General features: G+C 40.3%; 21 protein-coding genes. 13 read left to right on the forward strand and 8 right to left on the reverse strand.

The annotated features are described in order from the left end of the window. Positions 1–34 precede the first annotated feature (34 nt). Positions 35–619 (forward strand): TetR/AcrR family transcriptional regulator, encoded by a 585-nt coding sequence (locus JMN32_RS03945; RefSeq protein WP_202854987.1) that lies wholly within the window; start codon positions 35–37, stop codon positions 617–619. A gap of 70 nt (positions 620–689) precedes the next feature. Continuing rightward, a complete protein-coding gene (locus JMN32_RS03950; protein ID WP_202854988.1) occupies positions 690–1577 on the forward strand; it encodes an NmrA family NAD(P)-binding protein in 888 nt (295 codons plus the stop codon). A gap of 73 nt (positions 1578–1650) precedes the next feature. On the opposite strand, the gene JMN32_RS03955 is transcribed toward JMN32_RS03950, so the two are convergent. Then, entirely contained in the window at positions 1651–3108 is a 1458-nt protein-coding gene (locus JMN32_RS03955) for a S1C family serine protease (RefSeq protein ID WP_202854989.1), read from the reverse strand. A gap of 182 nt (positions 3109–3290) precedes the next feature. On the opposite strand from JMN32_RS03955, the gene JMN32_RS03960 reads away from it, so the two are divergent. The 3 genes from JMN32_RS03960 to rseP are packed head-to-tail and all read left to right on the forward strand — an operon-like array spanning position 3291 to position 7309. After that, a complete protein-coding gene (locus JMN32_RS03960; protein ID WP_202854990.1) occupies positions 3291–4793 on the forward strand; it encodes a GH3 auxin-responsive promoter family protein in 1503 nt (500 codons plus the stop codon). Positions 4794–4799: 6 nt separating this feature from the next. Further along, positions 4800–5963 (forward strand): 1-deoxy-D-xylulose-5-phosphate reductoisomerase, encoded by a 1164-nt coding sequence (locus JMN32_RS03965; RefSeq protein WP_202854991.1) that lies wholly within the window; start codon positions 4800–4802, stop codon positions 5961–5963. Then, a complete protein-coding gene (gene rseP, locus JMN32_RS03970; protein ID WP_202854992.1) occupies positions 5963–7309 on the forward strand; it encodes an RIP metalloprotease RseP in 1347 nt (448 codons plus the stop codon). Before JMN32_RS03965 ends, rseP begins: the two co-directional genes overlap by 1 nt. Before the next feature lie 277 nt (positions 7310–7586). Here rseP and JMN32_RS03975 read toward each other — a convergent pair whose 3' ends face one another. Then, positions 7587–9521, reverse strand: a complete 1935-nt coding sequence (locus JMN32_RS03975) for an OmpA family protein (RefSeq protein WP_238354344.1) — start codon at positions 9519–9521, stop codon at positions 7587–7589. Positions 9522–9773: 252 nt separating this feature from the next. Here JMN32_RS03975 and lon point away from each other — a divergent pair, with 252 nt between their 5' ends. The 4 genes from lon to JMN32_RS03995 are packed head-to-tail and all read left to right on the forward strand — an operon-like array spanning position 9774 to position 15726. Further along, on the forward strand, positions 9774–12242 hold the full coding sequence (lon, locus tag JMN32_RS03980) for an endopeptidase La (RefSeq protein ID WP_202854994.1): 2469 nt from the start codon (positions 9774–9776) through the stop codon (positions 12240–12242). Positions 12243–12256: 14 nt separating this feature from the next. Then, positions 12257–13276, forward strand: coding sequence for a type IX secretion system protein PorQ (gene porQ, locus JMN32_RS03985; RefSeq protein ID WP_202854995.1), 1020 nt, complete (start codon positions 12257–12259; stop codon positions 13274–13276). 3 nt (positions 13277–13279) lie between these two features. Beyond that, entirely contained in the window at positions 13280–14692 is a 1413-nt protein-coding gene (gene hslU / locus JMN32_RS03990; protein ID WP_202854996.1) for an ATP-dependent protease ATPase subunit HslU, read from the forward strand. A 14-nt stretch (positions 14693–14706) separates the two neighbouring features. After that, the gene (locus JMN32_RS03995) at positions 14707–15726 is read left to right on the forward strand and encodes a DUF4421 domain-containing protein (RefSeq protein WP_202854997.1); all 1020 of its coding nucleotides are present in this window, start codon (positions 14707–14709) and stop codon (positions 15724–15726) included. Here the strand turns inward: JMN32_RS03995 and JMN32_RS04000 are convergent. From JMN32_RS04000 to ettA, 3 genes are all read right to left on the reverse strand, one after another. Continuing rightward, positions 15723–16220 carry a SixA phosphatase family protein gene (locus JMN32_RS04000; RefSeq protein WP_202854998.1) on the reverse strand — a complete coding sequence of 166 codons (498 nt, stop codon included), beginning with the start codon at positions 16218–16220 and terminating at the stop codon, positions 15723–15725. The two genes, JMN32_RS03995 and JMN32_RS04000, sit on opposite strands and share 4 nt — an antisense overlap. 169 nt (positions 16221–16389) lie before the next feature. Next, entirely contained in the window at positions 16390–16941 is a 552-nt protein-coding gene (locus JMN32_RS04005) for a DUF3267 domain-containing protein (RefSeq protein WP_202854999.1), read from the reverse strand. Between the two features lie 12 nt (positions 16942–16953). Further along, positions 16954–18636: an energy-dependent translational throttle protein EttA gene (ettA, locus tag JMN32_RS04010; RefSeq protein ID WP_202855000.1), complete on the reverse strand. Its 1683-nt coding sequence runs from the start codon at positions 18634–18636 to the stop codon at positions 16954–16956. Between the two features lie 258 nt (positions 18637–18894). Here ettA and JMN32_RS04015 point away from each other — a divergent pair, with 258 nt between their 5' ends. Then, complete coding sequence (locus tag JMN32_RS04015; protein ID WP_009578808.1) at positions 18895–19116, forward strand: DUF2795 domain-containing protein; 222 nt, start codon at positions 18895–18897, stop codon at positions 19114–19116. Between the two features lie 65 nt (positions 19117–19181). Here JMN32_RS04015 and JMN32_RS04020 read toward each other — a convergent pair whose 3' ends face one another. Then, positions 19182–19871: a 2-C-methyl-D-erythritol 4-phosphate cytidylyltransferase gene (locus JMN32_RS04020; RefSeq protein ID WP_202855001.1), complete on the reverse strand. Its 690-nt coding sequence runs from the start codon at positions 19869–19871 to the stop codon at positions 19182–19184. Positions 19872–19926: 55 nt separating this feature from the next. Continuing rightward, positions 19927–20973 carry a tRNA preQ1(34) S-adenosylmethionine ribosyltransferase-isomerase QueA gene (gene queA / locus JMN32_RS04025; protein WP_202855002.1) on the reverse strand — a complete coding sequence of 349 codons (1047 nt, stop codon included), beginning with the start codon at positions 20971–20973 and terminating at the stop codon, positions 19927–19929. Positions 20974–21091: 118 nt separating this feature from the next. On the opposite strand from queA, the gene JMN32_RS04030 reads away from it, so the two are divergent. Next, complete coding sequence (locus JMN32_RS04030; protein ID WP_202855003.1) at positions 21092–22354, forward strand: ABC transporter permease; 1263 nt, start codon at positions 21092–21094, stop codon at positions 22352–22354. 95 nt (positions 22355–22449) lie between these two features. Here the strand turns inward: JMN32_RS04030 and recA are convergent, their stop codons facing one another. Beyond that, positions 22450–23478, reverse strand: coding sequence for a recombinase RecA (gene recA / locus JMN32_RS04035; RefSeq protein WP_202855004.1), 1029 nt, complete (start codon positions 23476–23478; stop codon positions 22450–22452). A gap of 141 nt (positions 23479–23619) precedes the next feature. Here recA and JMN32_RS04040 point away from each other — a divergent pair, with 141 nt between their 5' ends. Beyond that, positions 23620–24756 (forward strand): hypothetical protein, encoded by a 1137-nt coding sequence (locus JMN32_RS04040; protein WP_202855005.1) that lies wholly within the window; start codon positions 23620–23622, stop codon positions 24754–24756. Then, positions 24753–25775, forward strand: a complete 1023-nt coding sequence (locus tag JMN32_RS04045; protein WP_202855006.1) for an aminopeptidase — start codon at positions 24753–24755, stop codon at positions 25773–25775. Before JMN32_RS04040 ends, JMN32_RS04045 begins: the two co-directional genes overlap by 4 nt. The last annotated feature ends 1 nt before the right edge of the window (position 25776 follow it).

Consider the following 25776-nt stretch of genomic DNA (forward strand, 5'->3'; position numbering starts at 1 on the left):
CATACCAGTAGGTATGTCGTAATATTGTATACTCATGAATACTAGGGAGCAAATACTCAGTAAAAACTACGAAGCCATGTGCCTGCATGGTTTTCAGGGCTTACGTACGGATAAAGTGATTAATGAGCTGGGTATTACCAAGGGGGCTTTTTACCACTATTTTTCAGGAAAAAAGGAGCTAGGCTATGCTATTGTGGATGAAATTATTGCTCCTCATTATATAGGTACTTTTGCGCCTTTAAAAAACAGCAAAAATGGCAGTATAGAGGCCATTACCAGCGTGTTAGAATATTTGAAGGGCTGTTCCTCAAGAGAAACAATTCATATAGGTTGTCCTTTAAATAACCTTGTACAGGAAATGTCTCCTCTTGATGATACTTTCAGAGATAAGCTGCGAGGTATTTTCGAGGCCCAAAAGGACTTACTTGTGATAGCCTTGAGCAGAGGTGTTGAAAATGGAGAGCTAAAGGAAGGCATAATGGTTGAAGACGTTGCCTTTTATATTATTTCAGGTATAGAAGGTAGCTATGCTTTAGGCAAAGCATTTCAGAGCAAGAAAGTATTTGACCGGTCTATAGATCAGTTGATTGGCTATGTTAGATTATTGAAGAAGGATTAAAAAAATTTTAACCAAGAACATACAAACTAGTATGTATTTAATTAATTATTAACTATAAACAACAGAAACCATGTATGTAATTACAGCAGCAAGTGGCAATACCGGACGCATTATTGCCCAAAGATTATTGGAAAATGGTAAGCAGGTCAAAGTAATTAGCCGAAACAGAGCTAATGTAGAAGACCTTGTTTCAGCTGGAGCTATAGTGGCTGAAGGCAATTTGGAAGACGAAGTATTTTTAACCCAGGCTTTTGAAGGAGCCACAGCCGTTTATGCGGTTATCCCGCCTAAATGGGATTTGAAAGAGCCCTGGAGAAATTATCAAAGGAGAATAGCAACTTCAATAACCAATGCACTACAGTCCTCAAAGGTTCCTTATGTCGTAGCTTTAAGTTCTTGTGGTTCGCATCTTCAAAACGGGGCAGGGCCTGTTAGTGGTTTGTACGATTTTGAGCAATTACTAGGAGGAGTGGCAGGGCTTAGCGTACTGGCTTTGAGACCGGCCTTTTTCATGCAAAACCTGTATGCAAATATTCCATTGATCAAAGCATCAGGCATCTTTGGGTATTCATTGAGTCAGGATGTTAAAATGCCTTTTGTACACACCAATGACATCGCAGAGGTTGCGTTACAAAGATTGATCGCTCTTGACTTTAAAGGTTTTGAAAAGCAGTTTATTGCAGGGGACAGAGATTATACTATGCCGGAAGTGTCCGAAATCCTTAGTAAAGCAATCGGTAAGGAGATTCAGTATGTGCCATTTTCTAAAGAGGAATTGAAGAATGGTATGGTATCTAATGGAATACCTGCAACCATTGCAGATGGATATAACGAGCTTTTTGATGCTCTGAATGGTGCTGAGTACCTGAACGATTTTGAGAGAAATGAAGGTAATACGACACCAACTTCTGTAGAAAATTTTTCCACTGAGTTTGCTTTAGCTTATCAAAATGGCTAACAAAAAAACTGTACCGAAATCTTTTTTAGGGTTTCGGTACAGCCTTTTTAAGTATTATCAATATCAGATTAGTCTATCTGAGCTCAAAAGAATAGTACCCTCTTCTTCCTTGCCTATTTACTCCTTCGATGATTACCCTTCCCCGGATTTTTTCCAAAATCTCAACTAGTCTCTGTGGAGATTTGATAGGGTTTCTGTTAATGTCAGTAATAACAAAGTCTTCCGTAATACCAATACGTCTCACGAGGCCACTACCTATATTAAATACTTTAACACCATATTCAATTCCTATAATATCCCGTTCTACTTTGGGTACAGCCTCAAACTGGGCTCCCAATGATTCAGAAGTATATATCTCTCGTTTCAATACAGATGTTGTCCCTTCTCGGTTAGTTAAAGTCAGGTTGGCCTGCTTTGTACCGTCATCTCTTTTGTAAGTAAAGGTTACTTTATCTCCCGGAGAGTGATAGCTAAGTTCTTCTTCAAACTGGCTTTTACTATTCACTGGAGTTTCATTGATTTTCAACACGATGTCTCCTTCCTGCAAGCCGGCTTTGGCTGCGGCTCCGTCATTTTGTACATAAGCCAGCAGTACGCCATTGAACTCTTTCGTTACTTCAATATCCAGCCTTTTGGCAATGGAGGCATCAAAATCAGTAATCTCACCACCGAAGAATGCCTTTTGAACTTCTCCATACTCAATTAGGTCTCCTACAATTTTCTTTACAATATCAATAGGTACTGCAAAGCCATAGCCAGCATATGAACCCGTTCGGGAAAGTATAGCAGTGTTTATACCCACCAACTCGCCCTGGCGGTTGACCAGTGCACCTCCACTGTTGCCTGGGTTAATGGCTGCATCTGTTTGTATAAAAGATTCAATGGGAAACTTCCCTTGTAGTATGTTAATTTCACGACCCTTTGCACTCACAATACCTGCAGTAACAGTAGAGGTAAGGTTAAAAGGGTTTCCTACAGCAATCACCCACTCGCCAACGTTAAGATTCTTTGAACTTCCTGTTGGTATGGCAGGTAGGTTTTGTGCATCAATTTTTAATACCGCAAGGTCAGTGGAAGGGTCGGTGCCAATTAGTTTGGCATCATAAATTTGTTTATGATAAACGACTTCAAGTCGATCCGCATTTTGCACTACATGGTTATTGGTAACAATGTACCCATCTTTAGTGAAAATAACTCCCGAGCCACTGCTGATCTGAGTTTGAGTGCCAGGGCTTCTGTCAAAAAACCAGTCCAGATAGCTTCTGTTATAACTGGTCTCTGAAATATTCTTGATATAAACTACACTTTCAGTACTTGTTCTGGAGGCCTCAACAAAATCATTTTCAGGTATTTCCGTTCTTGTAACCCTACTGTTGTAGGCTGCATCATTTCCATTACTACGTGCCAAATGCACTGTCTGCGCCTGAGGTATTGTGTTCTGGGGTTGATTAGTTTTTAGCAGGTCGTAGGTGAATGCGCCACCCAAACCTGCCGTAAAGCTTACTGCTATTACAAAAATAGTTTTACGCATATTTAAATACTTTTTTTATATCCATCACAAAAATTATGCTGCCTTTATAAAACGAGACAATTTATCAGAAGTTGTAAGTTTTTGCCAATTATAATAACTGATAAAATGATAAATAATTATGATTGAAAACACCATATAAAAAGAGGTTAGTTCAATAGAGTGAGTTATGTATATTTGTGAGTATGGGATTCAGGTCAGTACTAAGTAAGCCATTCGCTTCATTTATTGTCGGTCAGCAAAAGAAATGGTCGGCAGATCCAGGTAAATATCAATCAAAAATTTTTAATGAAATAGTCAGCAAAGCAGCTGATACTGTTTTTGGTAAAGATCATGCCTTTGACGAAATAAAAGGGTACGATGACTATAAAAAAAGAGTTCCTATAAGAGATTATGAGGAGTTATCACCCTATGTGAAGCAAATACTTGAAGGTAAATCGGATGTTTTATGGCCTGGTAAGCCCGAATATTTCTCAAAAACCTCCGGTACCACGTCCGGGGTGAAATACATACCTATTACCAAAGAGTCCCTGCCAAATCATATCAACAGTGCTCGCAATGCACTATTGAGCTATGTACATGAAACCGGTAAGTCCAGATTTCTGGATGGTAAACTCATCTTTCTTTCCGGTAGTCCAGAACTGGGGCAGAAGGCAGGTATTCATACCGGAAGGTTATCAGGGATAGTGAATCATCATGTGCCCGGTTATTTAAGAACCAACCAAATGCCTAGCTATGCAACTAATTGTATCGAAGATTGGGAGCAAAAACTGGAGAAAATAATAGACGAAACAATCGGTCAGAACATGACACTGATCTCAGGTATTCCACCTTGGGTTCAGATGTACTTTGACCGTATTCAGGAGAGAACTGGGAAAAAGATCAAGGACGTGTTTCCAAACTTTGATCTCTTCGTTTACGGAGGGGTTAACTTTGAACCTTATAGGGCCAAACTGTTCGATTCTATTGGTCGTAAGGTTGATTCTATAGAGACTTACCCAGCCTCAGAAGGATTTATAGCCTATCAGGATACGCAACATGAAGAAGGGTTGCTGTTACTTTCAAATTCGGGCATTTTCTTTGAGTTTATTCCTGCCGATGAATATTTCAATGAAAACCCTACACGCCTTTCTATTGAAGAGGTAAAAACGGGTGTGAATTATGCGGTGATCATTAATAGCAATGCAGGTCTATGGGGGTACTCAATAGGTGATACAGTTAAGTTTGTATCCACTAACCCGCATCGTTTACTCGTGACAGGTCGTATTAAGCATTTTATCTCAGCATTTGGAGAGCATGTGATAGGAGAAGAGGTAGAAAAAGCCATGAAATATACCGTTGCTAAATTCCCTGAAACTGAAATTGTAGAGTTTACCGTAGCCCCCCAGGTGACACCTGAAGAAGGTTTACCACTGCACGAATGGTATGTTGAATTTTCTAATTCACCATCTGATTTGTCAGCCTTCGAAAAAGAACTAAATTTGCAGCTTCAGAAATTGAATACTTATTATGATGATCTTCAATCAGGCAGCATACTCAGAAGTCTGAAGATTATTCAGTTAAATAAGAATTCCTTTATAGAATATATGAAATCACAAGGTAAACTCGGCGGCCAGAATAAAGTACCCAGATTGTCAAATGACAGAAAAATTGCCGATGAATTGATTAAATACCGCATTTCAGAATAATTCACATTGGAAGATAATCAAAAGAAAAATATAGCCATACTTGGTTCTACAGGCTCAATAGGAACACAAGCGCTTGAAGTCGTGGATGCAAACCCTGATCATTTTCAGGTCGAAGTACTTACTGCGCAGAATAATTGCGATCTCTTAATCTCACAGGCGATAAAATACCAACCTAATACAGTAGTGATTGGTAATGATGAGCACTATCACAAAGTGTTTGACGCTCTGGATAAACACGATATCAAAGTCTATGCAGGAGAGAACGCACTGGCGGCGGTGGTTGAAATGGATACCGTTGATCTGGTTTTAACTGCGCTGGTGGGGTATAGTGGCTTGAAACCAACAATAAGAGCCATTGAAGCAGGCAAGAATATTGCCTTGGCCAATAAGGAGACACTGGTAGTTGCCGGAGAGCTTATCACTAAAATGGCTATGGAAAAAGGGGTGAACATCTACCCGGTGGATTCCGAACATTCGGCTATTTTTCAATGTCTGACTGGAGAGTTTCACAACCCCATAGAAAAAATCATACTAACAGCTTCTGGCGGTCCATTCCGTGGTATGTCCAGAAAACAGCTGGAGAAGGTTACCAAAGCGCAGGCGCTAAAGCACCCGAATTGGGATATGGGAGCAAAGATCACAATCGACTCGGCTACCCTTATGAATAAAGGACTTGAGGTGATAGAGGCCAAGTGGTTATTTGGACTCAGGCCTGATCAGGTGGATGTTGTGGTACACCCACAGTCCATCATTCATTCTATGGTACAGTTTGAAGATGGGTCCATCAAAGCGCAAATGGGCTTGCCAGATATGAAGTTGCCGATACAATATGCAATGGCTTATCCACAGCGATTGAAGTCCGATTTTCCGCGTTTTAACTTTGCCAATTACCCGGCCCTCACATTTGAGCAACCTGATAAAAAAACTTTTCGTAATCTTGCATTAGCGTTCGATGCATTAGCTAAAGGGGGTAACACGCCTTGTGTGCTCAATGCAGCAAATGAAATTGTAGTTGCGGAATTTTTGAAGGATAGAATTGGTTTTCTTGAAATGTCCGATGTTGTGGAACATTGTATGGAAAAAATTACTTTTATAAATGCTCCTACTTACGAGGATTACGTAAACACAGATGAAGAAACTAGAATCAAAGCTTTAGAACTTATAGATTAATGGAAGGATTAGTAATGACCGCTCAGATAATTCTGAGCTTATCAATTTTAGTGGGGCTTCATGAGATGGGACACCTGCTCGCCGCAAAGGCGTTTGGAATGAGGGTGGAACAGTTCTCAATTGGTTTTCCCCCTAAAATTTTCAGTTTTAAATATGGTGAAACGGAATATGCTCTTAGTGCTATTCCTCTGGGTGGGTTTGTGAAAATATCAGGAATGATAGATGAATCCATGGATACGGAAGCCATGAAACAACCACCTCAACCTTATGAATTTAGGTCAAAACCTGCATGGCAAAGACTGATTGTAATGTTGGGGGGTATTATAGTTAACGTGATTACGGGTATCATTATATTTGTCTGTCTTACATACATTTATGGAGATACCTTCATTTCTAATGATGCAGTCAATGAGCACGGAGGTATTGTAGCTCTTGAAGTAGGAGAAGAGCTAGGCTTGAAAACCGGTGATAAAATTGTAAAGATCAACGGAAGAGAATTTGAAGATTTTTCTGAGACGGTTAAACCTAGTGTGTTTATGGGTAGTGGCTCTTACTATACCGTTGAAAGAAACGGAGAGTTTGTTGATATCCAGATCCCGGGGGATTTCATAGAGAAAATGAACGACAAAGAGGCTGCCGGAAAATTTATTATGCCGAATGTTCCTGCCCTTGTGGGAGAAGTGCAGAAGGGATCAATTGCCGATGAAATTGGCCTGCAGGAATATGACAGGATCGTTGAGATCTCCGGTGTAAAGATTAACAACCCGAAAGAGATGTCCGATGTTGTGAAGAGTTATAAGGAAGATACTATTTCGTTAACCATTGAAAGGAATGGTGAATTGCTCAGCTATGAGAGAGATTTTAGAAATGACACAATTATTGGTGTAGGATTTACTTCTCCTAAAGATATGTTTGCCAAATTGGAATATGGGCTGGGCGAATCAGTTGGAATAGGCACTGAAAGAGCCTTCGGAATAGTGTTCCTGCAGGTTAAGGCATTTGGTAAAATGTTTAGTGGGGAGCTTTCAGTGCGTAAATCCCTGGCAGGTCCGATTGGTATCGCCCAAGCTTACGGTGGAGAATGGCAATGGGAACGTTTCTGGAGAATGACCGGGCTACTATCTATGGTACTGGCATTTATGAATTTACTGCCCATACCTGCGCTTGATGGTGGTCATGTAATGTTCCTGAGTTATGAAATTATTTCAGGAAGAAAGCCATCTGATAAGTTTTTGGAAAATGCACAAAAGGTCGGAATGGCATTCCTGTTACTACTAATGGTGTTCATTATTTTCAATGATATATTCAAAATAGAGTTTGTCAAGAACCTGTTTGGTATTAACTAAGCAGTTCATTTACAAAATATACTAAATGGGGATTTCGAAAGGGGTCCCCATTTTTTATTGGCTAGGTGTTTCTTGCTCATTTATTGCAATTTTAGTCACCCCCGTGAGTTTACTAAGAAATGAAATATAAACAGAGCAGGCTCAGATATTCAGCAAGAGTCTTGCCAGTTCGAAGTGCTGCATTTGTTGTTAAAAGGCCTTGTACGTTAAGGAGACTTTGCTAATTAAAGCTGGGTCTTACCTCCAGGTAGCTTTATTAAACTTTTGAGAGCTTTATTTACTCATTTACTTTGTCTCGGTATATCTCAAACTCAACCCGACGATTGAGTTTTTTATCTTCCTCAGTCACCTCCTTTACGATAGGCTTGGAGCTTCCAAACCCTTTGGCAGTGATTCTTGAGTCTTCCACCCCACCAAAATAAACAAGGTATTCTTTGATAATGTCGGCTCTATCTTGTGATAACTTGAGGTTAAAGTCTTCCCTTCCATCAGAGTCAGTATGACCAGATATACGTAGGTTAAAGTCAGGATTGTCTAAAAGGAAATCTGCCATTTTATCCAAATCTCCATACATAGGAGTGGTTAATGCAGCTTTGCCTTCTTCAAATTCAAGAGATTCAAATTTCATTTTGCTTGAAATAGAAGAGGTCTTTTTGTGTAGTTGCATTTCACCGTCTAGGTAAAATAACTCTTCTATTCTAAAAAACTCTTCCCCCTGAATGATGAGCAGGTAATTGTTGTTATTGATCAGATCAAATTCGAACGAACCGTCAGGTCGTAGGAACTTAGGAGCTACTTCTATGCCGTTGTCAAGGTCAATAATGGAAACTATACCCTTAAAAGGTTTGCCAGTATCCTCATCAGTCAGTGATCCCTTTACTTTTGTAGTGGCACCTGGTTGGGCTTCCATAGGTACTGGGAATGAATATAAATCCAGATTGGCCATATTGTTTTCAGCAGACCTGGCATAGTAGAGGTCCTGAGCTTTGGAGTCAATAGTAAAATAAAACTCACTTCCAGGTCCATTAACGAGAGGCCCTATATTTTTAGGCTCAATCCAGTTGCCCTGAATAAAGTATGATTTATAGATATCGAATTCTCCGAAGTTTAGGCTCTGCCCATTGGAGCTGAAGTAAAGCACATTTCTGGAATTGTGATAGAATGGGCTTACTTCTGAGTTTCGGGTATTTATAATAGGGCCCATGTTAACTGCCTTGGACCATTCGCCATCTGGAGCACGAGTGGTATAATATAGGTCTGAAAGCCCAAATCCGCCTATACGATCCGATGCGAAATAAAGGGTGTCTTCAGTTTGGGATAAGGATGGGTGAGAGTCCCAAGCTATGCTATTCACATTAACCCCCAGGTTTTTTACCTGCCCCCAGGTACTATCCTGCTGGAGGGTCGCTGTAAATATGTCACAATCGCCATAGGAGTCCGGAGAGTTGCACCTGGCAAAATACAGCGTTCGACCGTCATTGCTTAGTGTAGCAGAGCCTTCATTAAACCGAGTGTTTAACTCCTTAAATTCTTTGGTCTTATTCCATCCTCCAAACGAATATTCGGTGAAGAAAAGGTCTTCATCATAAACGGGATCAATGCCTCGGTGGTGAGAGTTTCTTTTTGAAGTGAAGATCAACATTTGGTCGTTGTCACTTAAGGTAGGGCCGTAATCTGATAGTTCGGAGTTTACCAACTCACCCATGTTTAGTAATACACTTCTTGGTGGACGCAGAGTGTCTACCTCTTTTCGATAATCTACGAGTTCGTAGTAATACTCAAGAGGAACGTAATAATCCTTGTCATTGGTAGTAAGCGAGTCAAAGTGAAGTTCAATCTTTCTGATATCAATATCAGACCTGTGGTGTTTTAATACGAGTTTGTATAGAAGTTTAGCTTCATCGTAATCTCCATAAATTTCGGTGAGTTTGGCCAGTCTCCATAGCCAGTATGTGTCACGGTAAAAGTTCATAATACCGAAGTTCTTCACATATGACCTCAACATGGGATATAAGGCAATCCAACCTTTTTCATTCTCCAGTTTTATAATTTGCTTTAATTTGCTGTCGTTACGGTAATATGGGACTTTGTTAATATTCGGAAAATTGAAGAGATCAGAGCTGCTAAAAGAGGTAATAGAATCATTCAAAGCCAGTACGCCTCCTGACTTTCGGGTCTTTCTCTTTTTCTGACTAATTGCTTCATTATTCAATATAATGATTAAGAAAAAGCAAAAAATCAATTTAATTGTTGTTTTCAAGGCCCTCCTGGTTTTCTTTGCAAGTATGCATTTTTCTGAGCAGTATGCCAGATATTAAAGATGTTATAAAAAGTATTTTTTTCAAAAAGTTAGTCAAAAGAGTTTGGCACACCTATTGACCCTTAATACTACCAACCTAAAAGTTAGTGATTTAAATGGAAAATGTGTCAGGTTGACATGTTTTGTGACTATAAGAACGTAATTATGTTTCATAAATTATTTTTGTCTGAATTAGTGCAGGAAGATTCGGAAGGCCTTATTCAATTGATTAACCCAGAAGATGAGGATGAGAATCAGGTAGATGATATTCCTGAAGATGTACCTATTTTGCCGATCAGGAACACTGTTTTGTTTCCCGGAGTTGTAATCCCTATTACCGTGGGGAGGCAAAAGTCGATTAAGCTTGTAAAAAAAGCATATCAGGGAGATAGATATGTAGGTGTTATAGCTCAGAAAAATGTACAGACGGAAGATCCGGGTGTGGATGATATCTACAGAGTAGGTACTATAGCGCGAATAATCAAGATGCTGGTATTGCCCGATGGTAATACAACCATCATCATCCAGGGAAAAAGTAGGTTCGAGATTGACTCAATTATTAAGGAAGAGCCGTATATCACTGCTAGTGTAAAGCTGCTGAAGAGTGATTTTCCAAAAGGCAATAAGAAAGAGATCAAAGCGATTATACAGTCGCTTAAGGACTCAGCTTCAAAAATACTGAAGCTTAACCCGGAAATACCGCAGGAGGCTCAAATGGCCCTGGATAATATTCAGGATCTCGGTTTTCTTACCCACTTTCTCTCTTCCAACCTCAATGCCGAAGTGGCGGATAAGCAGAGGCTATTGGAAATTAATGACGGGATAAAAAGAGCTACACTTCTATTGGAGTTCATGCTTAAAGAGATTCAATTGCTTGAATTGAAGCATGATATACAGAAGAAAGTACACACTGATATAGACCAACAACAGCGTGATTATTACCTCAGGCAGCAAATTAAGGTGATGCAGGATGAACTGGGCTTTGATGGGCCAGATCAGGAGGTAGAAGAACTGAGACTTAAAGGTGAGAAAAAGAACTGGCCAAGTGAAGTGGGTAAGCACTTTAATAAGGAACTGGATAAGATTCTCAGAATGAATCCCGCAGCAGCGGAGTATCCCGTGGCTATGAACTATGTAGAGTTGCTTCTTGAGTTGCCATGGAATGAATATACTAAAGACAACTTTGATCTGAAGCGAGCTAGAAAAATACTCGACAAGGACCATTTTGGTATGGAAAAGGTTAAAGAACGTATCATAGAATATTTGGCGGTTCTTAAGCTGAAACAGGATATGAAAGGGCCAATATTATGTTTATATGGCCCTCCCGGGGTTGGTAAAACTTCACTGGGGCGCTCCATCGCCAAGGCCTTGAAAAGAAAGTATGTCAGAATGTCACTGGGAGGGGTGCATGACGAGGCAGAAATACGAGGACATAGAAAAACTTATGTTGGCGCACTCCCGGGTAAACTGATTCAAAACATTAAAAAGGCCAAATCCTCTAATCCGGTTTTCATCCTGGATGAGATTGACAAAGTAAGTTCTGATTTTCGTGGCGATCCCGCATCTGCACTTCTAGAGGTGCTTGACCCTGAGCAAAACAGTACTTTTGCCGATAACTACCTTGAGCTTGAATATGACCTATCTAAGGTGCTTTTTATTGCAACGGCAAACTCGCTGGAAACCATACATCCTGCTTTACGTGATAGAATGGAAATCATAGAAATCTCAGGATATACGCAGGAGGAGAAAGTAGAAATATCAAAAAAACATCTGATACCAAAGCAGAAAAAAGAACATGGTCTGAAAAGCTCTGATGTGACTTTCCATAAAAAGGCCATAGAAAAGGTGATTGATGGCTATACCAGAGAGTCGGGAGTGAGGAACCTTGAGAGAAAGCTTGGGTCGGTCATTCGTCATGCAGCTAAATCTATTGCTATGGAGGAGGAGTTTAATAAAACAATAACCGTAGATGAGGTTGTAAAGATCTTAGGAGCAGAAATATTTGATAAAGAGTTGTACCAAGGCAATGAAATAGCTGGCGTAGTTACCGGGCTCGCCTGGACACAAGTTGGAGGGGAAATCCTGTTCATAGAATCTAGCCTTAGTAAAGGTAAAGGTAAACTGACGTTGTCAGGGCAACTGGGAGATGTGATGAAAGAATCTGCTATGGCGGCAATTTCATACCTACGTGCCAATGCTGATGATCTAAATATCGATCATCGGGCATTTGATCAGTATGATCTTCATGTTCATGTTCCTGCAGGTGCTGTCCCTAAAGATGGTCCTTCAGCAGGTATCACCATGTTAACTTCATTGGCTTCTATCTATACACAGCGAAAAGTTAAAGAGAAGTTGGCTATGACCGGAGAGATTACATTAAGAGGTAAAGTATTGCCAGTAGGAGGAATAAAGGAGAAAATTCTTGCTGCAAAACGTGCGGGGATAAAAGAAATTATACTTTCTGAACGAAATAAGCGCGATATTAGCGAAATTGATGAGCAGTATATAAAAGATTTGAAGATACACTACGTTGATACTGTCGATGAAGTGCTTCAGGTGGCGCTTTTGAAGGATAAAGTGAAGGGACACATGAAATTTGATTTCACAGATACAGCGGTAAATAGTAATAACTAGAGCACCTATATTTGATGCTTAAGGAGATCATAGCCGTTGTTTGCCTGTTAGTTACCTGTAGCATAGCAACTGCACAGGTGGGAGGACAACGGTCATATGAATTTTTAAATATACCCTATTCAGCAAGGGCTAGTGGACTCGGAGGGGTAAACGTATCACTGGCAGATGTCGATATCAATATGGTCTATAGCAATCCCGCTTTGACGTCAGATACGCTGTCCGGTCTGCTTTCATTTAATTATCTTTCGTACTTTGCTGATATCAATAGTTTTTCATTTGCATATCAGCATGACTTAGGTAAATATGGGGCGTGGTTTTTTGGGGCCAATCATTTCGACTATGGAACCATTGAGAGCTTTGATGATACAGGTGTTGACCTTGGAGAGGTGGATGCTGGTGAAACTGTCATTTATGTAGGGAGAAGCCACACAATGGGCTCATTCACACTTGGTGCTAGTCTGAAGTTTATCAACTCCTCTATTACAGGCTATTATTCAAATGCTGTGGCAATGGATGTCGGTGGTGTTTTTAAGCATCCATCCCAAAAGCTTACAGCAGGGATGGTGTTGAAAAACATGGGTTTGGTGGTATCGGAGTATACTGACAGTGATAATGCTAAATTGCCATTTGATGTGCAGTTGGGGGCTAGTTTTAAGCCAAGTCATATGCCTTTCAGGTTCTCGTTTACAGGATATAACATGTACCGGGGAGATATTAGTTATTACGATGCCACTAAAATGCAGGCTGAAGATGAACCCGGAGCTTTTGATAAAATCTTCAGACATATTGTAATAGGGACAGAATTACTACTTACAAAAAATGTAAATTTAAGGGTAGGTTATAACCATTTGATTAGAAAAGAGTTAAAGTTAGAAAGCACTTCAGGAGGGGCTGGTTTTTCATTTGGACTCATGTTTAGAGTTAAAGCATTTGAGTTTGCATATAGTAGAGGGGGGTACCATGCTGCGGGAGCCACAAATAATTTTACTCTTACAGCCAATACAAACTTATTTTTTAGAAAAGGAAAATTGTAAATCATGATTGATCAGAAAACATACTTTACACCAAAGCAAATCGTTGAAGAACTAGATAAATATATTATAGGGCAGAAGGAAGCTAAACGCAACGTAGCCATAGCACTGCGTAACCGTTGGCGGAGAATGAATGTAAAGACTGATATGCAGGGGGAGATTGTTCCTAACAATATTTTAATGATAGGAGCTACGGGTGTAGGTAAGACCGAAATTGCCAGAAGACTGGCCAAAATAGCCAATGCACCATTTACCAAGGTGGAGGCTTCGAAGTTTACCGAAGTAGGTTATGTTGGACGCGATGTGGAAAGCATGGTCAGGGACTTGGTGGAGCAGTCTGTAAACCTGGTTAAGGAAGAAAAGAAAGAGGAAGTCAAAGTTAAGGCTGAGCAGATTGTAGAAGATATTATTCTCGATATCCTGATACCACCAATGAAGAGCAATAGTTACAGCCACAGGAGCCCGTCCTCAGCCACGACTTCTGTAGAAGAAGAGATGCCTCAGACGGAGCAGGAGTTAAACGAAAAAACAAGAGAGCGCTTCCGTGAAAAGATCAAAAATGGAGAAATGGAAGACAGAAAGATTGAAATCAACGTGCAGAAACCCGCCAATGCTGGTGTGGGAATGATTGGTGGAGGTATGATGGACGAATCTTCTATGATCAACCTACAGGAAATGATCAGTGGTATGATGCCAAAGAAGAATAAGAAAAGAAAAGTTACTATCGCTGAAGCCAGAAAAATATTGATGGAGGAAGAGTCGTCCAAACTTATTGATATGGATGAGGTGAAAGACCTGGCAATTAAAAAAGCGGAGAATACAGGTATCATATTCATCGATGAAATAGATAAGATTGCCGGGGGAGCCAGCAAAAAAGGTGGAGGAGGTCCTGATGTAAGCCGTGAAGGGGTACAGCGCGATTTGCTGCCTGTTGTAGAGGGTAGTACCGTAAATACAAAGTACGGCTTAATGAGAACAGATCATGTGCTTTTTATAGCAGCCGGAGCTTTTCATATTGCTAAACCGTCAGACCTGATACCGGAATTACAGGGGCGTTTCCCTATCAGGGTGGAGTTGGACAACCTGACCAAGGAAGATTTCTTCCATATATTGAAAGAACCCAGAAATGCGCTGACTAAACAATATGAAGCATTGTTAGCCTCTGAGGATGTTGAGCTTTCTTTTCAGGAAGAAGCAATGGAGGAAATAGCAGAGACAGCATTTTTTATTAATACAGAAGTTGAGAATATTGGGGCAAGAAGGTTGCACACTGTGATGAGCCAGTTGCTCAATGAATTTTTATTTGATGTTCCTGATAAGATAGGGCCAAACGCCAAAATAATAGTTACCCGAGAAATGGTTAAAGATAAGTTGTCTGGTTTGGTTAAAAATAAAGACTTGAGTGAATACATACTTTAAAATCTGCTATTAAGTTGAAGAAGTTACTTCTTTTAACCGTTGCTATGATTAGCTTGTCAGGTCCTTTGACTGCGCAAACGGATAGTACAACATTGGTCAGGGAAACCTATATACAGGAGTTCCCTGACCGTTTTTATTTAAAGCCTATACTTACTGTGCGCAACATGAACATGAGAGTAGAGGACAAGCAGAGAGATAGGCAATCTGTAGAGTATGAGCCAATTAATAATACATATCTTGGCCTTGGACTGTATATGTTCAATCTGGGGCTTGAGCTATCTTTTAGGTTGCCATCAAGTGCAGAAGATGAGGAGAAGTATGGAGAAACAAGTGCCTTTGATTTCCAAACCAATATTTATACAAAACGTTGGGGAGCTGATGTTGCATACCAGAATTATGAAGGTTTTTATATTAAAGACCCGGATGAGAAATTTCTTGAATGGAAAAGTGATAACCCATTTATCCAAAGGGAGGATCTGAAAATTGTGAATTTTCAGCTTAATGGGTTTTATATGTTTAACCATGAAAAATTTTCATATAGGTCTTCCTACATGCAGGCGGATAAGCAGAAAAAAAGTGCCGGGTCCTTTTTGCTAGGTACTACTTTCGGAATTTTCAAGTTTAGTGCTGATTCAGCACTGATGCCTGCTTCAGATCAGTCCCCAAGTACGTCGGAGGGGCATGTGATAGCCGGGAAATTCACTACCTTAGGCGTTCTTCCTGGGTATGCACATAACTTTGTTTTGAAAGACTTCTACCTTAACCTCTCGCTGTCTGCAGGCCCGGCTAATATATGGACAAGATCAACCACCACTGAGAAAACCGAAAATGCAGTTAAGATCCGGCCAGTTATAGGAGGTCGGGTGGCCATAGGCTATAACAGTGAAAAATTTTTCTGTGGCTTTAGTATGGTGACCCAATCGGTAAGCTACGGACTTGATGATATAGATGTAAGCGGCCAAACAGGTAATGCGAAACTGTTTTTTGGAATACGTTTTTTGGAGAAGGGTGTAATGAAGAAAAACCTTTTTTAATAAATCTTCTTTTTAGGGTAGTCAAAAAACAATAAGCTGCCATTGCCAAAACCCACCTCCTGCCAGCTACCTACTTCAAAGGTACAAGCAAAAACGCCACAGGTTGGGATGTTGTCCAAATCTCCATCAGTCAGGCTATTGGCAAAATCTGTAAATCCTGGATTGTGACCAAATATCATAAGAGAAAGCCATATGTCATTTGTGTTATTAACAATATCCAGGAGCAAGTCTTCACTGGCATGGTAAAGGTGGTCGTCTATTTCAATATTTTCTAATGGGTAACCCAATGCTCTGGCAATGGTTTTGCAGGTAGTAATAGCTCGATTTGCCGGGCTTGAGAGTATTAAGTCGGGGGAAATGCCTCTGTTATATAATCTTTGACCCATTTTGGGGGCGTCACGTTCACCCCGCTTGCTTAGCGGTCTGTCTTTATCAGAAAGTTGAGGGTGGTCCCAGCTGGATTTCGCGTGCCTGACAATGTATAGCGTTTTCATGAGTGTGCGGATTTCAGTTTATCTGGCCTGTTCTCAAAAGTGATAAGTGAGCCAAAGTTTCTGGTGACATACAGAAAACTGTTGAAGGAAACTTTTGAGGTGCAGCCTCATTGATAATTTAATAAAATTTATAATAGAAAACGTTGTTATGGAATCTAAAAAGTCGGTACTATTCACTGGATACGTAAAAACCAATTTCCTTGGGGTGATCACTTACCCATACTGAACTATCCAATTTGCGTAGCATCCAAAGCGATATAATGTCACCTGAGGCCGCCAAGGTAAAGAAAATGCCAAATATCAGAAGCCAGTCACTAGCTATGATTATTGCGGTGATGGCAGGTATAATACCCATTAATAGTCCAGGAGCCGCACCTCCAAGGGCATAGTGCTTAACTTGAAGGGGTTCCTTGCAGTGGCAATATGGGGCCATGGCTTTTCTGTTAAATCCAAAGCTAATAGATTTGAACCCTTCTTTTGCAAAACTTGCCCAAACGGCGCCATGCAGCAATTCATGTAAAACTATGCCTAGAGGGAACGTGATGAGGAAATATATGCTGATGAAGCTGGTTAGGCCATGGTGAAATGCTAGATAGCCATATAGGTTTATATATGGTACAGCAAAAATCAGAAAGATTGGAATAAGAAAAAGGAAAGCCAGCAAATTAATGGAAGAACCTTTTATGGTATACACTTTCCCTTTACTTTGCGGGCTATCCATATAAGAAGCAGCCTATTTTACTAACTTCTTGTATTTGATTCGTTTAGGACCTTCATCCCCAAGGCGTTGTTTTCGGTTTTCTTCATATTCGGTAAAGTTACCATCATACCAAACTACCTGTGAATCACCTTCAAAAGCAAGAATGTGGGTACATACCCTGTCCAGGAACCATCTATCGTGAGAAATGATCACCGCACAACCCCCAAAGTTTTCTAAAGCCTCTTCCAGTGCCCTTAATGTGTTTACATCCAAGTCGTTGGTAGGTTCATCCAGTAGCAGGAGATTGGCACCTTGCTTAAGTGCTATGGCTAGGTGTACGCGGTTACGCATTCCACCAGACAGTTCTTTAAGTTTTTTCTGCTGATCACCGCCGCTGAAGTTGAATTTGCTTACATATGCACGGCTGTTGATTTGCTTGCCACCCATATTGATAAGTTCGTTACCTCCACTAATGGCCTCCCATACAGTTTGTTCTGGTTTTAGGTCATTGTGCTCTTGATCCACATAAGCGATTTCAACGGTTGATCCTACTTCAAATGTACCTTCGTCTGGCTTTTCCTGCCCGGTTATCATTTTGAAAAGAGTGGTCTTACCAGCACCATTGGGGCCTATAATTCCTACAATGCCAGCTTTGGGTAATGAAAATTCCAGGTTTTCGTATAGCAATTTATCCCCAAAGGCTTTAGCTACCCCATGAGCTTCAATTACCTTGTCGCCAAGTCTTGGACCAGGAGGTATAAATAGTTCCAGTTTTGCTTCCTTCTCTTTGCTTTCCTCACTAAGAAGTTTGTCGTAGGCATTTAACCTGGCTTTAGCTTTAGCGTGTCGACCTTTAGGAGACATTCGTGCCCATTCGAGTTCTCTCTCCAGTGTTTTTTGACGCTTTGACTCAGATTTTTCCTCTTGACTCAAGCGTTTTTGTTTCTGGTCTAACCATGAAGAATAGTTGCCTTTCCAGGGGATGCCTTCACCTCTGTCTAATTCGAGAATCCACCCTGCCACATTGTCAAGGAAGTATCGGTCGTGCGTTACCGCTATTACTGTTCCTTCATAGCGCTGTAGGTGCTGTTCCAGCCAGTGCACGGATTCAGCATCCAAGTGGTTGGTGGGCTCATCCAGCAGCAAAATGTCAGGCTCTTGTAGTAGTAGCCTGCATAAGGCCACACGTCTTTTCTCTCCACCTGATAGGTTTTCTATTTTTGCATCTGCCGGAGGGGTTCTAAGTGCATCCATGGCTCTCTCAAGCTTACTGTCTAGCTCCCAGGCATTGAGCTGATCCAGTTTTTCCTGTACTTCACCTTGTTGCTCAATCAGCTTATTCATGGCATCAGGATCCTCCATTAAAGCAGGGTCGGCAAATTTCTCATTGATCTCCTCAAATTTTTTCAGCAACGCTACAGTTTCAGCTACACCTTCTTCAACCACTTCTTTTACCGTTTTAGAAGTATCAAGTTGAGGTTCCTGCTCCAGCAGACCAATGGAATAGCTGCCATCAAATACTACTTCGCCTTTGTAGTCTTTATCTACGCCTGCTATAATACGTAACAAGGATGACTTACCTGAGCCATTAAGTCCCAATACACCAATCTTGGCTCCATAGAAGAACGAAAGGTAAATGTCCTTTAATACGTGTTTATTAGGCGGGTAAATTTTATTTACTCCCGCCATTGAAAATATTATTTTTTCGTCACTCATAGTTCTACGCTTAAATGCTGTTCAATAACAAATTTATCGTTTTGCTACGGAATGCTGCCTAACAATGAAAAATTTTAAAAGAAAAAAAATAAACGTTTGTAAACTTTTAGAAAAAGCATTACGTTTCAGCGGTAAGTTAATCATTCACATTCTGAATTGAGGCGAGAGATAAATAAATCAAGAAAATATTTGATTTGATCATTTTAATTTTATTTTTGCACGAAATTTCAGAAGTATAAATCGTAGGAGGATTTATCTATGTATTGGACACTAGAATTAGCATCGTATTTGGAAGACGCGCCTTGGCCTGCTACCAAGGATGAACTTATTGACTATTCCATTAGGACAGGAGCGCCATTAGAGGTAGTGGAGAATCTGCAGGAGTTGGAAGATGATGGTCAGCCTTATGAGAATATCGAAGAGATCTGGCCGGATTATCCGACCAAGGAAGATTTCTTTTTTAATGAAGATGAATATTGATTTTAATAGATATAGACTTCTATTAGTATGATATTATTGGGCTGGCTTTACTGCAAGTAATTTGGTCAGCCTTTGTTTTTTCTGTAATTGAGTAAAGCCTCTGCTACGGCAATATCTTCTGGTGTAGTCACCTTTATATTTTCATAACTTCCTTCGAAAAGGGAGATTGTATAGCCTGCACGCTCGGCCACACTGGCGTCATCTGTTAGACTAGCCTCTTCTTTTATTTCATATGCCTGCTTGATTAAGCTCAACGCAAAAGTCTGAGGAGTTTGTATAAGTCTGTAATTGGCTCGGTCAACAGCTTTGGTGATATCCTGGTTGATTATTCTGATAGACTCTTTTAGCCTTACTGCAGCTATGGCACTTTGATGTACGGCAGCAAGTTTGAATGAAGTAGCGATGATATCTGGGGATACCAGGGGGCGTACCCCGTCATGAATTGCTACCAGCCCATTTTCTCTTTCGATCTGCGCTAATCCTTTTTTTACGGACTCAAATCTTGATGTGCCTCCTACGGTTGTTTGTAGTGGTTTTTTAAATCTGTATTTTGCGCACAGACCTTCCCATGTGGCAATATCATTTTGCGGAAGCACAAGGATGATTTTTATTTGATCAGAATATTCAAAAAAAGCATTGATGGTGTGTATGAGAATAGGGATGCCATTCAATAGCATAAATTGCTTAGGTGTGGCGCTATTCATTCTGGAGCCTTTTCCTCCGGCGACTATTATTGCATATTCTTGAGTAGCCATAAATAAAAAATCGGATGGCTTGGGACCATCCGACTAAATTATATGATTTTTTAACTTAAATAATGAGCATGGCATCGCCATAGGTCAGGAACCTGTATTTTTCCTTAATAGCTGTGTCATAAGCTTTCATTATCAACTCATATCCTCCGAATGCTGCGGCCATCATAAGTAATGTCGACTCAGGCATATGGAAGTTGGTGATCATGGCATTGCAGATCTTGAAGTCATAAGGAGGGAAGATAAACTTATCAGTCCATCCTTCTTTAGGCTTAAGCCTGCCACTTGCTGATACCGAAGATTCCAGCGCTCGCATGGAGGTGGTGCCTACTGCGCATACCCTTTTCTTATTATCCAGAGCATTGTTCACCATGCTAACAGTTTGCTCATCTACTCTGAAATTCTCAGAGTCCATTTTATGCTTGGTGAGGTCTTCAACATCTACAGGGCGAAACGTGCCCAGTCCGATGTGAAGTGTAATGCTGGTGGTGTCTACACCTTTTATTTCCAGACGCTTCATCAATTGTCTTGTGAAATGTAGTCCGGCAGTTGGAGCAGCTACAGCTCCTTTATGCTTGGCATAAATGGTCTGGAAACGCTCACGATCTTCGGGTTCTGTTTCTCTTTTTATATATTTTGGAAGAGGTGTTTCTCCGAGGCTGTCTATTGTTTTGTAAAACTCTTCATCCGTTCCATCGTAAAGGAATCGGATAGTTCTTCCACGAGAAGTTGTGTTGTCAATTACCTCAGCAACAAGGTCACCTTCACCGAAATATAATTTATTACCTACCCTGATTTTACGTGCAGGGTCAACAAGTACGTCCCAAAGGTGCATTTCCTGATTAAGTTCCCTGAGTAGGAAGACTTCAATTTTTGCTCCTGTCTTCTCCTTATTACCGTATAATCTTGCAGGGAATACTTTTGTGTTGTTGTTGACAAGCACATCGCCTTCGTCAAAGTATTCTACAACGTCCTTGAATGTACGGTGCTCAATTTCCCCGGTATCCTTATGTACTACCATTAGGCGAGATTCATCCCTGTTTTCAGCCGGATATAAGGCAACCAGCCCGATAGGTAGATCAAACTTGAATTCTGATAATTTCATATTTAATATTACGGTATTAAATAAAAGGTTAGTTATAAAAAAATTAGCTTGCAAAGATATGCATTTATTTGACAAATTGAGGTTCGCTTATTACATACTTTAAAATAAAATTATAATAGTGTTAATATTAAGACTTATACTAGAAAGCTTCAGGTTTGCGTGGAATGCGCTAAGGATGAATTTGCTTCGAACGGTGCTATCCTTGCTGGGCGTTACCATCGGAATCTTTGCCATTATTGCTGTATTTACTTTGGTCGATTCACTTGAAAAGAATATTAAGGAAAGCTTTTCATTTCTTGGTGCTGGTGTGATATATGTTGAAAAATGGCCGTATACACCAGATGCTAATGGTGAATATAAATGGTGGGACTTTATGAGTCGTCCCAATGCCAGCTATAATGAGTATAAGTTTTTACAGGCTAACCTTAAGCATCAGAGTGGTATAGCCATATTTGCAGTTAGAAGCAATATCACAATTAAAAGAAAGAATAACAGCATAAGCGAAGTAGACTTGCGCGGCAGTAGTTTTGGATATAGCGACATCTTTGAAATCAACATAACCAGGGGGAGGTATTTTACCAGGACAGAGGTGGAGTCTGGTCGTAATGTGGTGATCCTTGGTAATAATCTGGGACAGAATTTATTTCCAAATGAAGATCCTGTAGGTAAGGAGGTAAAAATGAGTGGTCTGAAATTTATGGTGATCGGAGTGCTGAAGAAGGAGGGCGAGAGTTTTCTAGGAACACCTAGTAACGATGATACTGCCATTATCCCTTACAATTCATTTAGAAAGCTCTACCAAACAGGAACCGGGGCTATAAATGAGATTGGCTCCTCCATAGGAATTAAAGGATATGATGCCGATGTGGGATTGGTAGAACTTGAAAATGAAATTACCGGACTGATGCGAACAAGGAGAGGACTAAAGCCTCGGGAGGATGATAGCTTTGCACTTAACAGACCTGAGGCAATTGCCAATGTAATCGGAGGTGTGTTTGATGTCTTTGGCGTTGCCGGATGGATCATCGGAGGGTTTTCAATATTGGTAGGAGGTTTTGGTATTGCTAATATCATGTTTGTGTCGGTGAAGGAAAGAACCAATATTATTGGTATACAAAAGTCTCTTGGAGCTAAAAACTACTTTATCTTATTTCAGTTTTTATTTGAGGCAATCTTTTTAAGTGTTATTGGGGGGGCTGCAGGGCTGATTCTGGTGCTGTTGATCACATTTATACCTATTGGCAACCTTGAAGTGGTGCTTTCATTAAAAAATATTGTGCTAGGGCTGGGAGTTTCGGCAGGCATAGGTACAGTTTCGGGAATTATTCCGGCTGCCTTGGCGGCCCGACTGGATCCGGTAATAGCTATCAGATCTAATTAAACAGATCTAATTAAAAAAGAAACCCCGGCTCAATAATCTTGAACCGGGGTTTTTTATAGTTTTTAGTGTTCTTTAATTGTAAGAAGCGGGTAAGTCTATTCTTGTGCCGGAATAGGTTTTTCAAGATCTTCACCCTTGATTTTCGCTTTGATCTTGTTTTCAAGCTCTTCCATTAATTCAGGGTTATCTTCAAGCAGGTTTTTTACGGCATCTCTTCCCTGTCCTAATTTATTGCCATCGTATGAGAACCATGAGCCAGCCTTTTTGACTACCTCAAGTTCAACCCCAAGGTCTATGATTTCTCCGACTTTTGAAATTCCTTTGCCATACATGATGTCAAACTCAACCACTTTAAAAGGAGGGGAAACTTTGTTTTTTACCACTTTTACACGAGTACGGTTACCGGTAATGTCATTAGCGCCTTCTTTGATCTGGCCAATTCTACGAATATCCAGACGTACTGAAGCGTAAAACTTTAGGGCATTACCACCAGTGGTAGTTTCCGGATTACCAAACATTACACCAATCTTCTCTCTTAACTGGTTAATGAAGATACAGGCACAACCGGTCTTATTGATGGTGCCGGTAAGCTTTCTCAGGGCTTGAGACATTAGTCGTGCCTGAAGACCCATTTTACTATCTCCCATTTCGCCTTCAAGTTCACCTTTAGGAACAAGGGCGGCTACAGAGTCAATAACTATAATATCGATGGCTCCTGAACGGATCAGGTGTTCTGCGATTTCCAAAGCCTGCTCCCCACTATCAGGTTGAGAGATCAGGAGGTTTTCGGTGTCAATACCTAATTTTTCTGCATATACCTTGTCAAATGCGTGCTCTGCATCAATAAATGCAGCAAGGCCGCCTTTCTTTTGAGCTTCAGCTATGCAGTGCATAGACAGGGTCGTTTTACCTGATGATTCAGGTCCATAAATTTCAATAACTCTTCCACGAGGGATACCGCCAACACCTAATGCCAGGTCAAGGCTTAAAGATCCGGTGGAGATGGCTGGTACATCCACTACCCGCTCATCACTCAGCTTCATCACTGTACCTTTTCCAAAGGTTTTTTCCAGTTTATCAATTGTTAATTGAAGTGCTTTTAATTTTTCGTCCTTTTCAGCCATTACTAAATGTAGTTATCATTAATCCTCAAAGCGGTGAAGTTACTAAGTTCTAGGCATAAAAACTTAAACAGCTATCCAAAAATTGTTTTGACCCAGCCCGCTTTTTGATCTCACTTTTTTATATTGCGCCAAAACCTCAATATGAAATTCAAACTTGGTCTCTTGATGCTCCTGGCGGCCTCTTTACAGGTAAAAGCGCAGTTAGATAATAGAAAATTTGAACAGCGGTCAGAGGTAGTTCCTGCAGATTCGAATTCACTTTTTTTAGGTCTTAACAGTTTAGGTTTCACCAAGAATAATGAGTACTTTAATGATATTGCCGATGGTTACACACTATTCGGGTATCAACTTAACCCCTACTTAAGTTACAATCCGGCACCAAACTTTAAGATAACTGCTGGTGTTTATCTTCAAAAGGATTTTGGGAGAGATGATTATAACGAAATAGCCCCTGTTTTTTCACTTGAATATGTTCATGGTGACACCAAGGTTATTTTTGGAAATTTGGAAGGAAGCGTCTCTCATAGACTTATCGAACCTTTATATGATTTTGAGAAGGTGTTGGTTGATAGGTTAGAAAATGGTTTTCAGTTGATTGTTGATAAAGATAACTTATTTGTGGATGGTTGGGTAAACTGGCAGAATATGATCTATAAAGGAGATTTTGATCAGGAGGAAATTACTGGAGGGTTGTCTTTTGATTATAAAGTGTTACAAACAGATCAGCTTAGTCTTTCGGTGCCCTTGCAGTTTTTGGTCATGCACCGAGGAGGGCAGATAGATAGCAGCCCTGCACCATTGCAAACATATACCAATACGGCTGTGGGCTTTACATTGGAATATGTAAATCAGCAGGGCAGTTTTGTGAAAAGTATCCATACAGATAATTATTACGTAAACCATAAAGACTTTTCTACAGAAAGGCTACAGGTGTTTGAAGATGGAAGTGGATGGTATTTAAATGCAGGGGTGAAGACCAGGGCTAAGGTAGACTTCTTGGCTAGCTATTGGCGTGGACACGAATTTATCTCCATTGCCGGGGGGCAGCTTTATCCGTCAGTTTCATCCACATTTAAGAGTCCCGGTACCGTTGAAGAAGTACGGGAGTTGTTGATCTTCAGGGTTACACATAATCTCAAAGTTACAGATCAGATCTGGCTTACTACAAGGTTTGAACCCTTTTATGATCTTGGGAATGGGAACTTTGAGTTTTCTCACGGGTTTTATATCAATTACTCAACAGATTTTTTGTTGTTGAAAAAAAGGAGTCATAGATGATCAAAAAAATTATGTTGGCCATAATGGTGATTGTGGCAATTTTGATAATCTGGAATTTTGAACTTGTAGTATATGGCTTAAAGCAGGCTAAAGGACAGTTACATATTGTTTGGAATGCAAGACCGGTAGAAGATTATCTTGCGGACCCCACTGTTACAGATAGCGTTAAGAGTAAGCTATACTTAATACAGGAAGTAAGGAAGTATGCTGTAGAGGAGCTAGGGCTTAATAACAGTGATAATTATACCGCCATGTACGACCAGCGTGGTAAGCCTGTACTTTGGGTGGTTACAGGGAGTAAGCCCTATGCATTTGAGGCTAAGGAGTGGAAATTTCCAGTGGTGGGTACCATGCCTTACAAAGGGTTTTTCGTTGAGGATGATGCTACTGCGACAATGGAGGAACTTATAGCGGAGGGGTATGATGCAGGTGTAAGGACAGTAGGGGGTTGGTCTACTTTGGGCTGGTTTAATGACCCGATCCTCAGTAATATGTTGAATCGAACCACTGGAGATCTGGCTAACCTGATCATTCATGAACTTGTACATGCAACTATCTTTGTTAAAGATAGTGTCGAATTTAATGAGAATCTGGCTTCTTTTATTGCAGACAAAGGCACTTATAGGTTTTTAAAAGATAAGTATGGGAAACGATCATACGAGTATGAGGAATATGTGAAGGAGGTTGAAGATGAACAAAACTACATAGCCCACATACTAAGGGGTGCAGATAGTCTTGAGGTATTATACAGTTCTTTTGATGGTATTGCGGAAGATGAAAAGAAGAGGAAGAAAAAAGAAATGATTAGCCAAATTATGCAGTCGTTAGACACGCTAAAACTCAATAAGACAGATTACTTGCAGGGGGTAAAGGGATACCAGCCCAATAATACTTATTTTATGTCGTTTATGCGCTACAGATCAAAGCAAAACAACCTGGACGAGCTTTATACTCAAAAATTTAATAGTAACTTAAACGAATTCATAGCTTATTTGAAGAAAAAACATCCTTTTTTGTAAA

Source organism: Fulvivirga marina (genome assembly GCF_016775155.1).
Taxonomy (GTDB): domain Bacteria; phylum Bacteroidota; class Bacteroidia; order Cytophagales; family Cyclobacteriaceae; genus Fulvivirga; species Fulvivirga marina.

Bases quoted from the DNA above. Each gene is read 5' to 3' on its own strand.
- JMN32_RS03945 (WP_202854987.1), top strand. From the start codon at position 35: ATGAATACTAGGGAGCAAATACTCAGTAAAAACTACGAAGCCATGTGC.
- JMN32_RS04000 (WP_202854998.1), bottom strand. From the start codon at position 16,220: ATGAAAACGCTATACATTGTCAGGCACGCGAAATCCAGCTGGGACCAC.
- JMN32_RS04045 (WP_202855006.1), top strand. From the start codon at position 24,753: ATGATCAAAAAAATTATGTTGGCCATAATGGTGATTGTGGCAATTTTG.
- JMN32_RS04015 (WP_009578808.1), top strand. From the start codon at position 18,895: ATGTATTGGACACTAGAATTAGCATCGTATTTGGAAGACGCGCCTTGG.
- ettA (WP_202855000.1), bottom strand. From the start codon at position 18,636: ATGAGTGACGAAAAAATAATATTTTCAATGGCGGGAGTAAATAAAATT.
- JMN32_RS04020 (WP_202855001.1), bottom strand. From the start codon at position 19,871: ATGGCTACTCAAGAATATGCAATAATAGTCGCCGGAGGAAAAGGCTCC.
- lon (WP_202854994.1), top strand. From the start codon at position 9,774: ATGTTTCATAAATTATTTTTGTCTGAATTAGTGCAGGAAGATTCGGAA.
- JMN32_RS03955 (WP_202854989.1), bottom strand. From the start codon at position 3,108: ATGCGTAAAACTATTTTTGTAATAGCAGTAAGCTTTACGGCAGGTTTG.
- queA (WP_202855002.1), bottom strand. From the start codon at position 20,973: ATGAAATTATCAGAATTCAAGTTTGATCTACCTATCGGGCTGGTTGCC.
- JMN32_RS04005 (WP_202854999.1), bottom strand. From the start codon at position 16,941: ATGGATAGCCCGCAAAGTAAAGGGAAAGTGTATACCATAAAAGGTTCT.
- recA (WP_202855004.1), bottom strand. From the start codon at position 23,478: ATGGCTGAAAAGGACGAAAAATTAAAAGCACTTCAATTAACAATTGAT.
- porQ (WP_202854995.1), top strand. From the start codon at position 12,257: ATGCTTAAGGAGATCATAGCCGTTGTTTGCCTGTTAGTTACCTGTAGC.
- JMN32_RS03960 (WP_202854990.1), top strand. From the start codon at position 3,291: ATGGGATTCAGGTCAGTACTAAGTAAGCCATTCGCTTCATTTATTGTC.
- JMN32_RS04040 (WP_202855005.1), top strand. From the start codon at position 23,620: ATGAAATTCAAACTTGGTCTCTTGATGCTCCTGGCGGCCTCTTTACAG.
- hslU (WP_202854996.1), top strand. From the start codon at position 13,280: ATGATTGATCAGAAAACATACTTTACACCAAAGCAAATCGTTGAAGAA.
- rseP (WP_202854992.1), top strand. From the start codon at position 5,963: ATGGAAGGATTAGTAATGACCGCTCAGATAATTCTGAGCTTATCAATT.
- JMN32_RS03950 (WP_202854988.1), top strand. From the start codon at position 690: ATGTATGTAATTACAGCAGCAAGTGGCAATACCGGACGCATTATTGCC.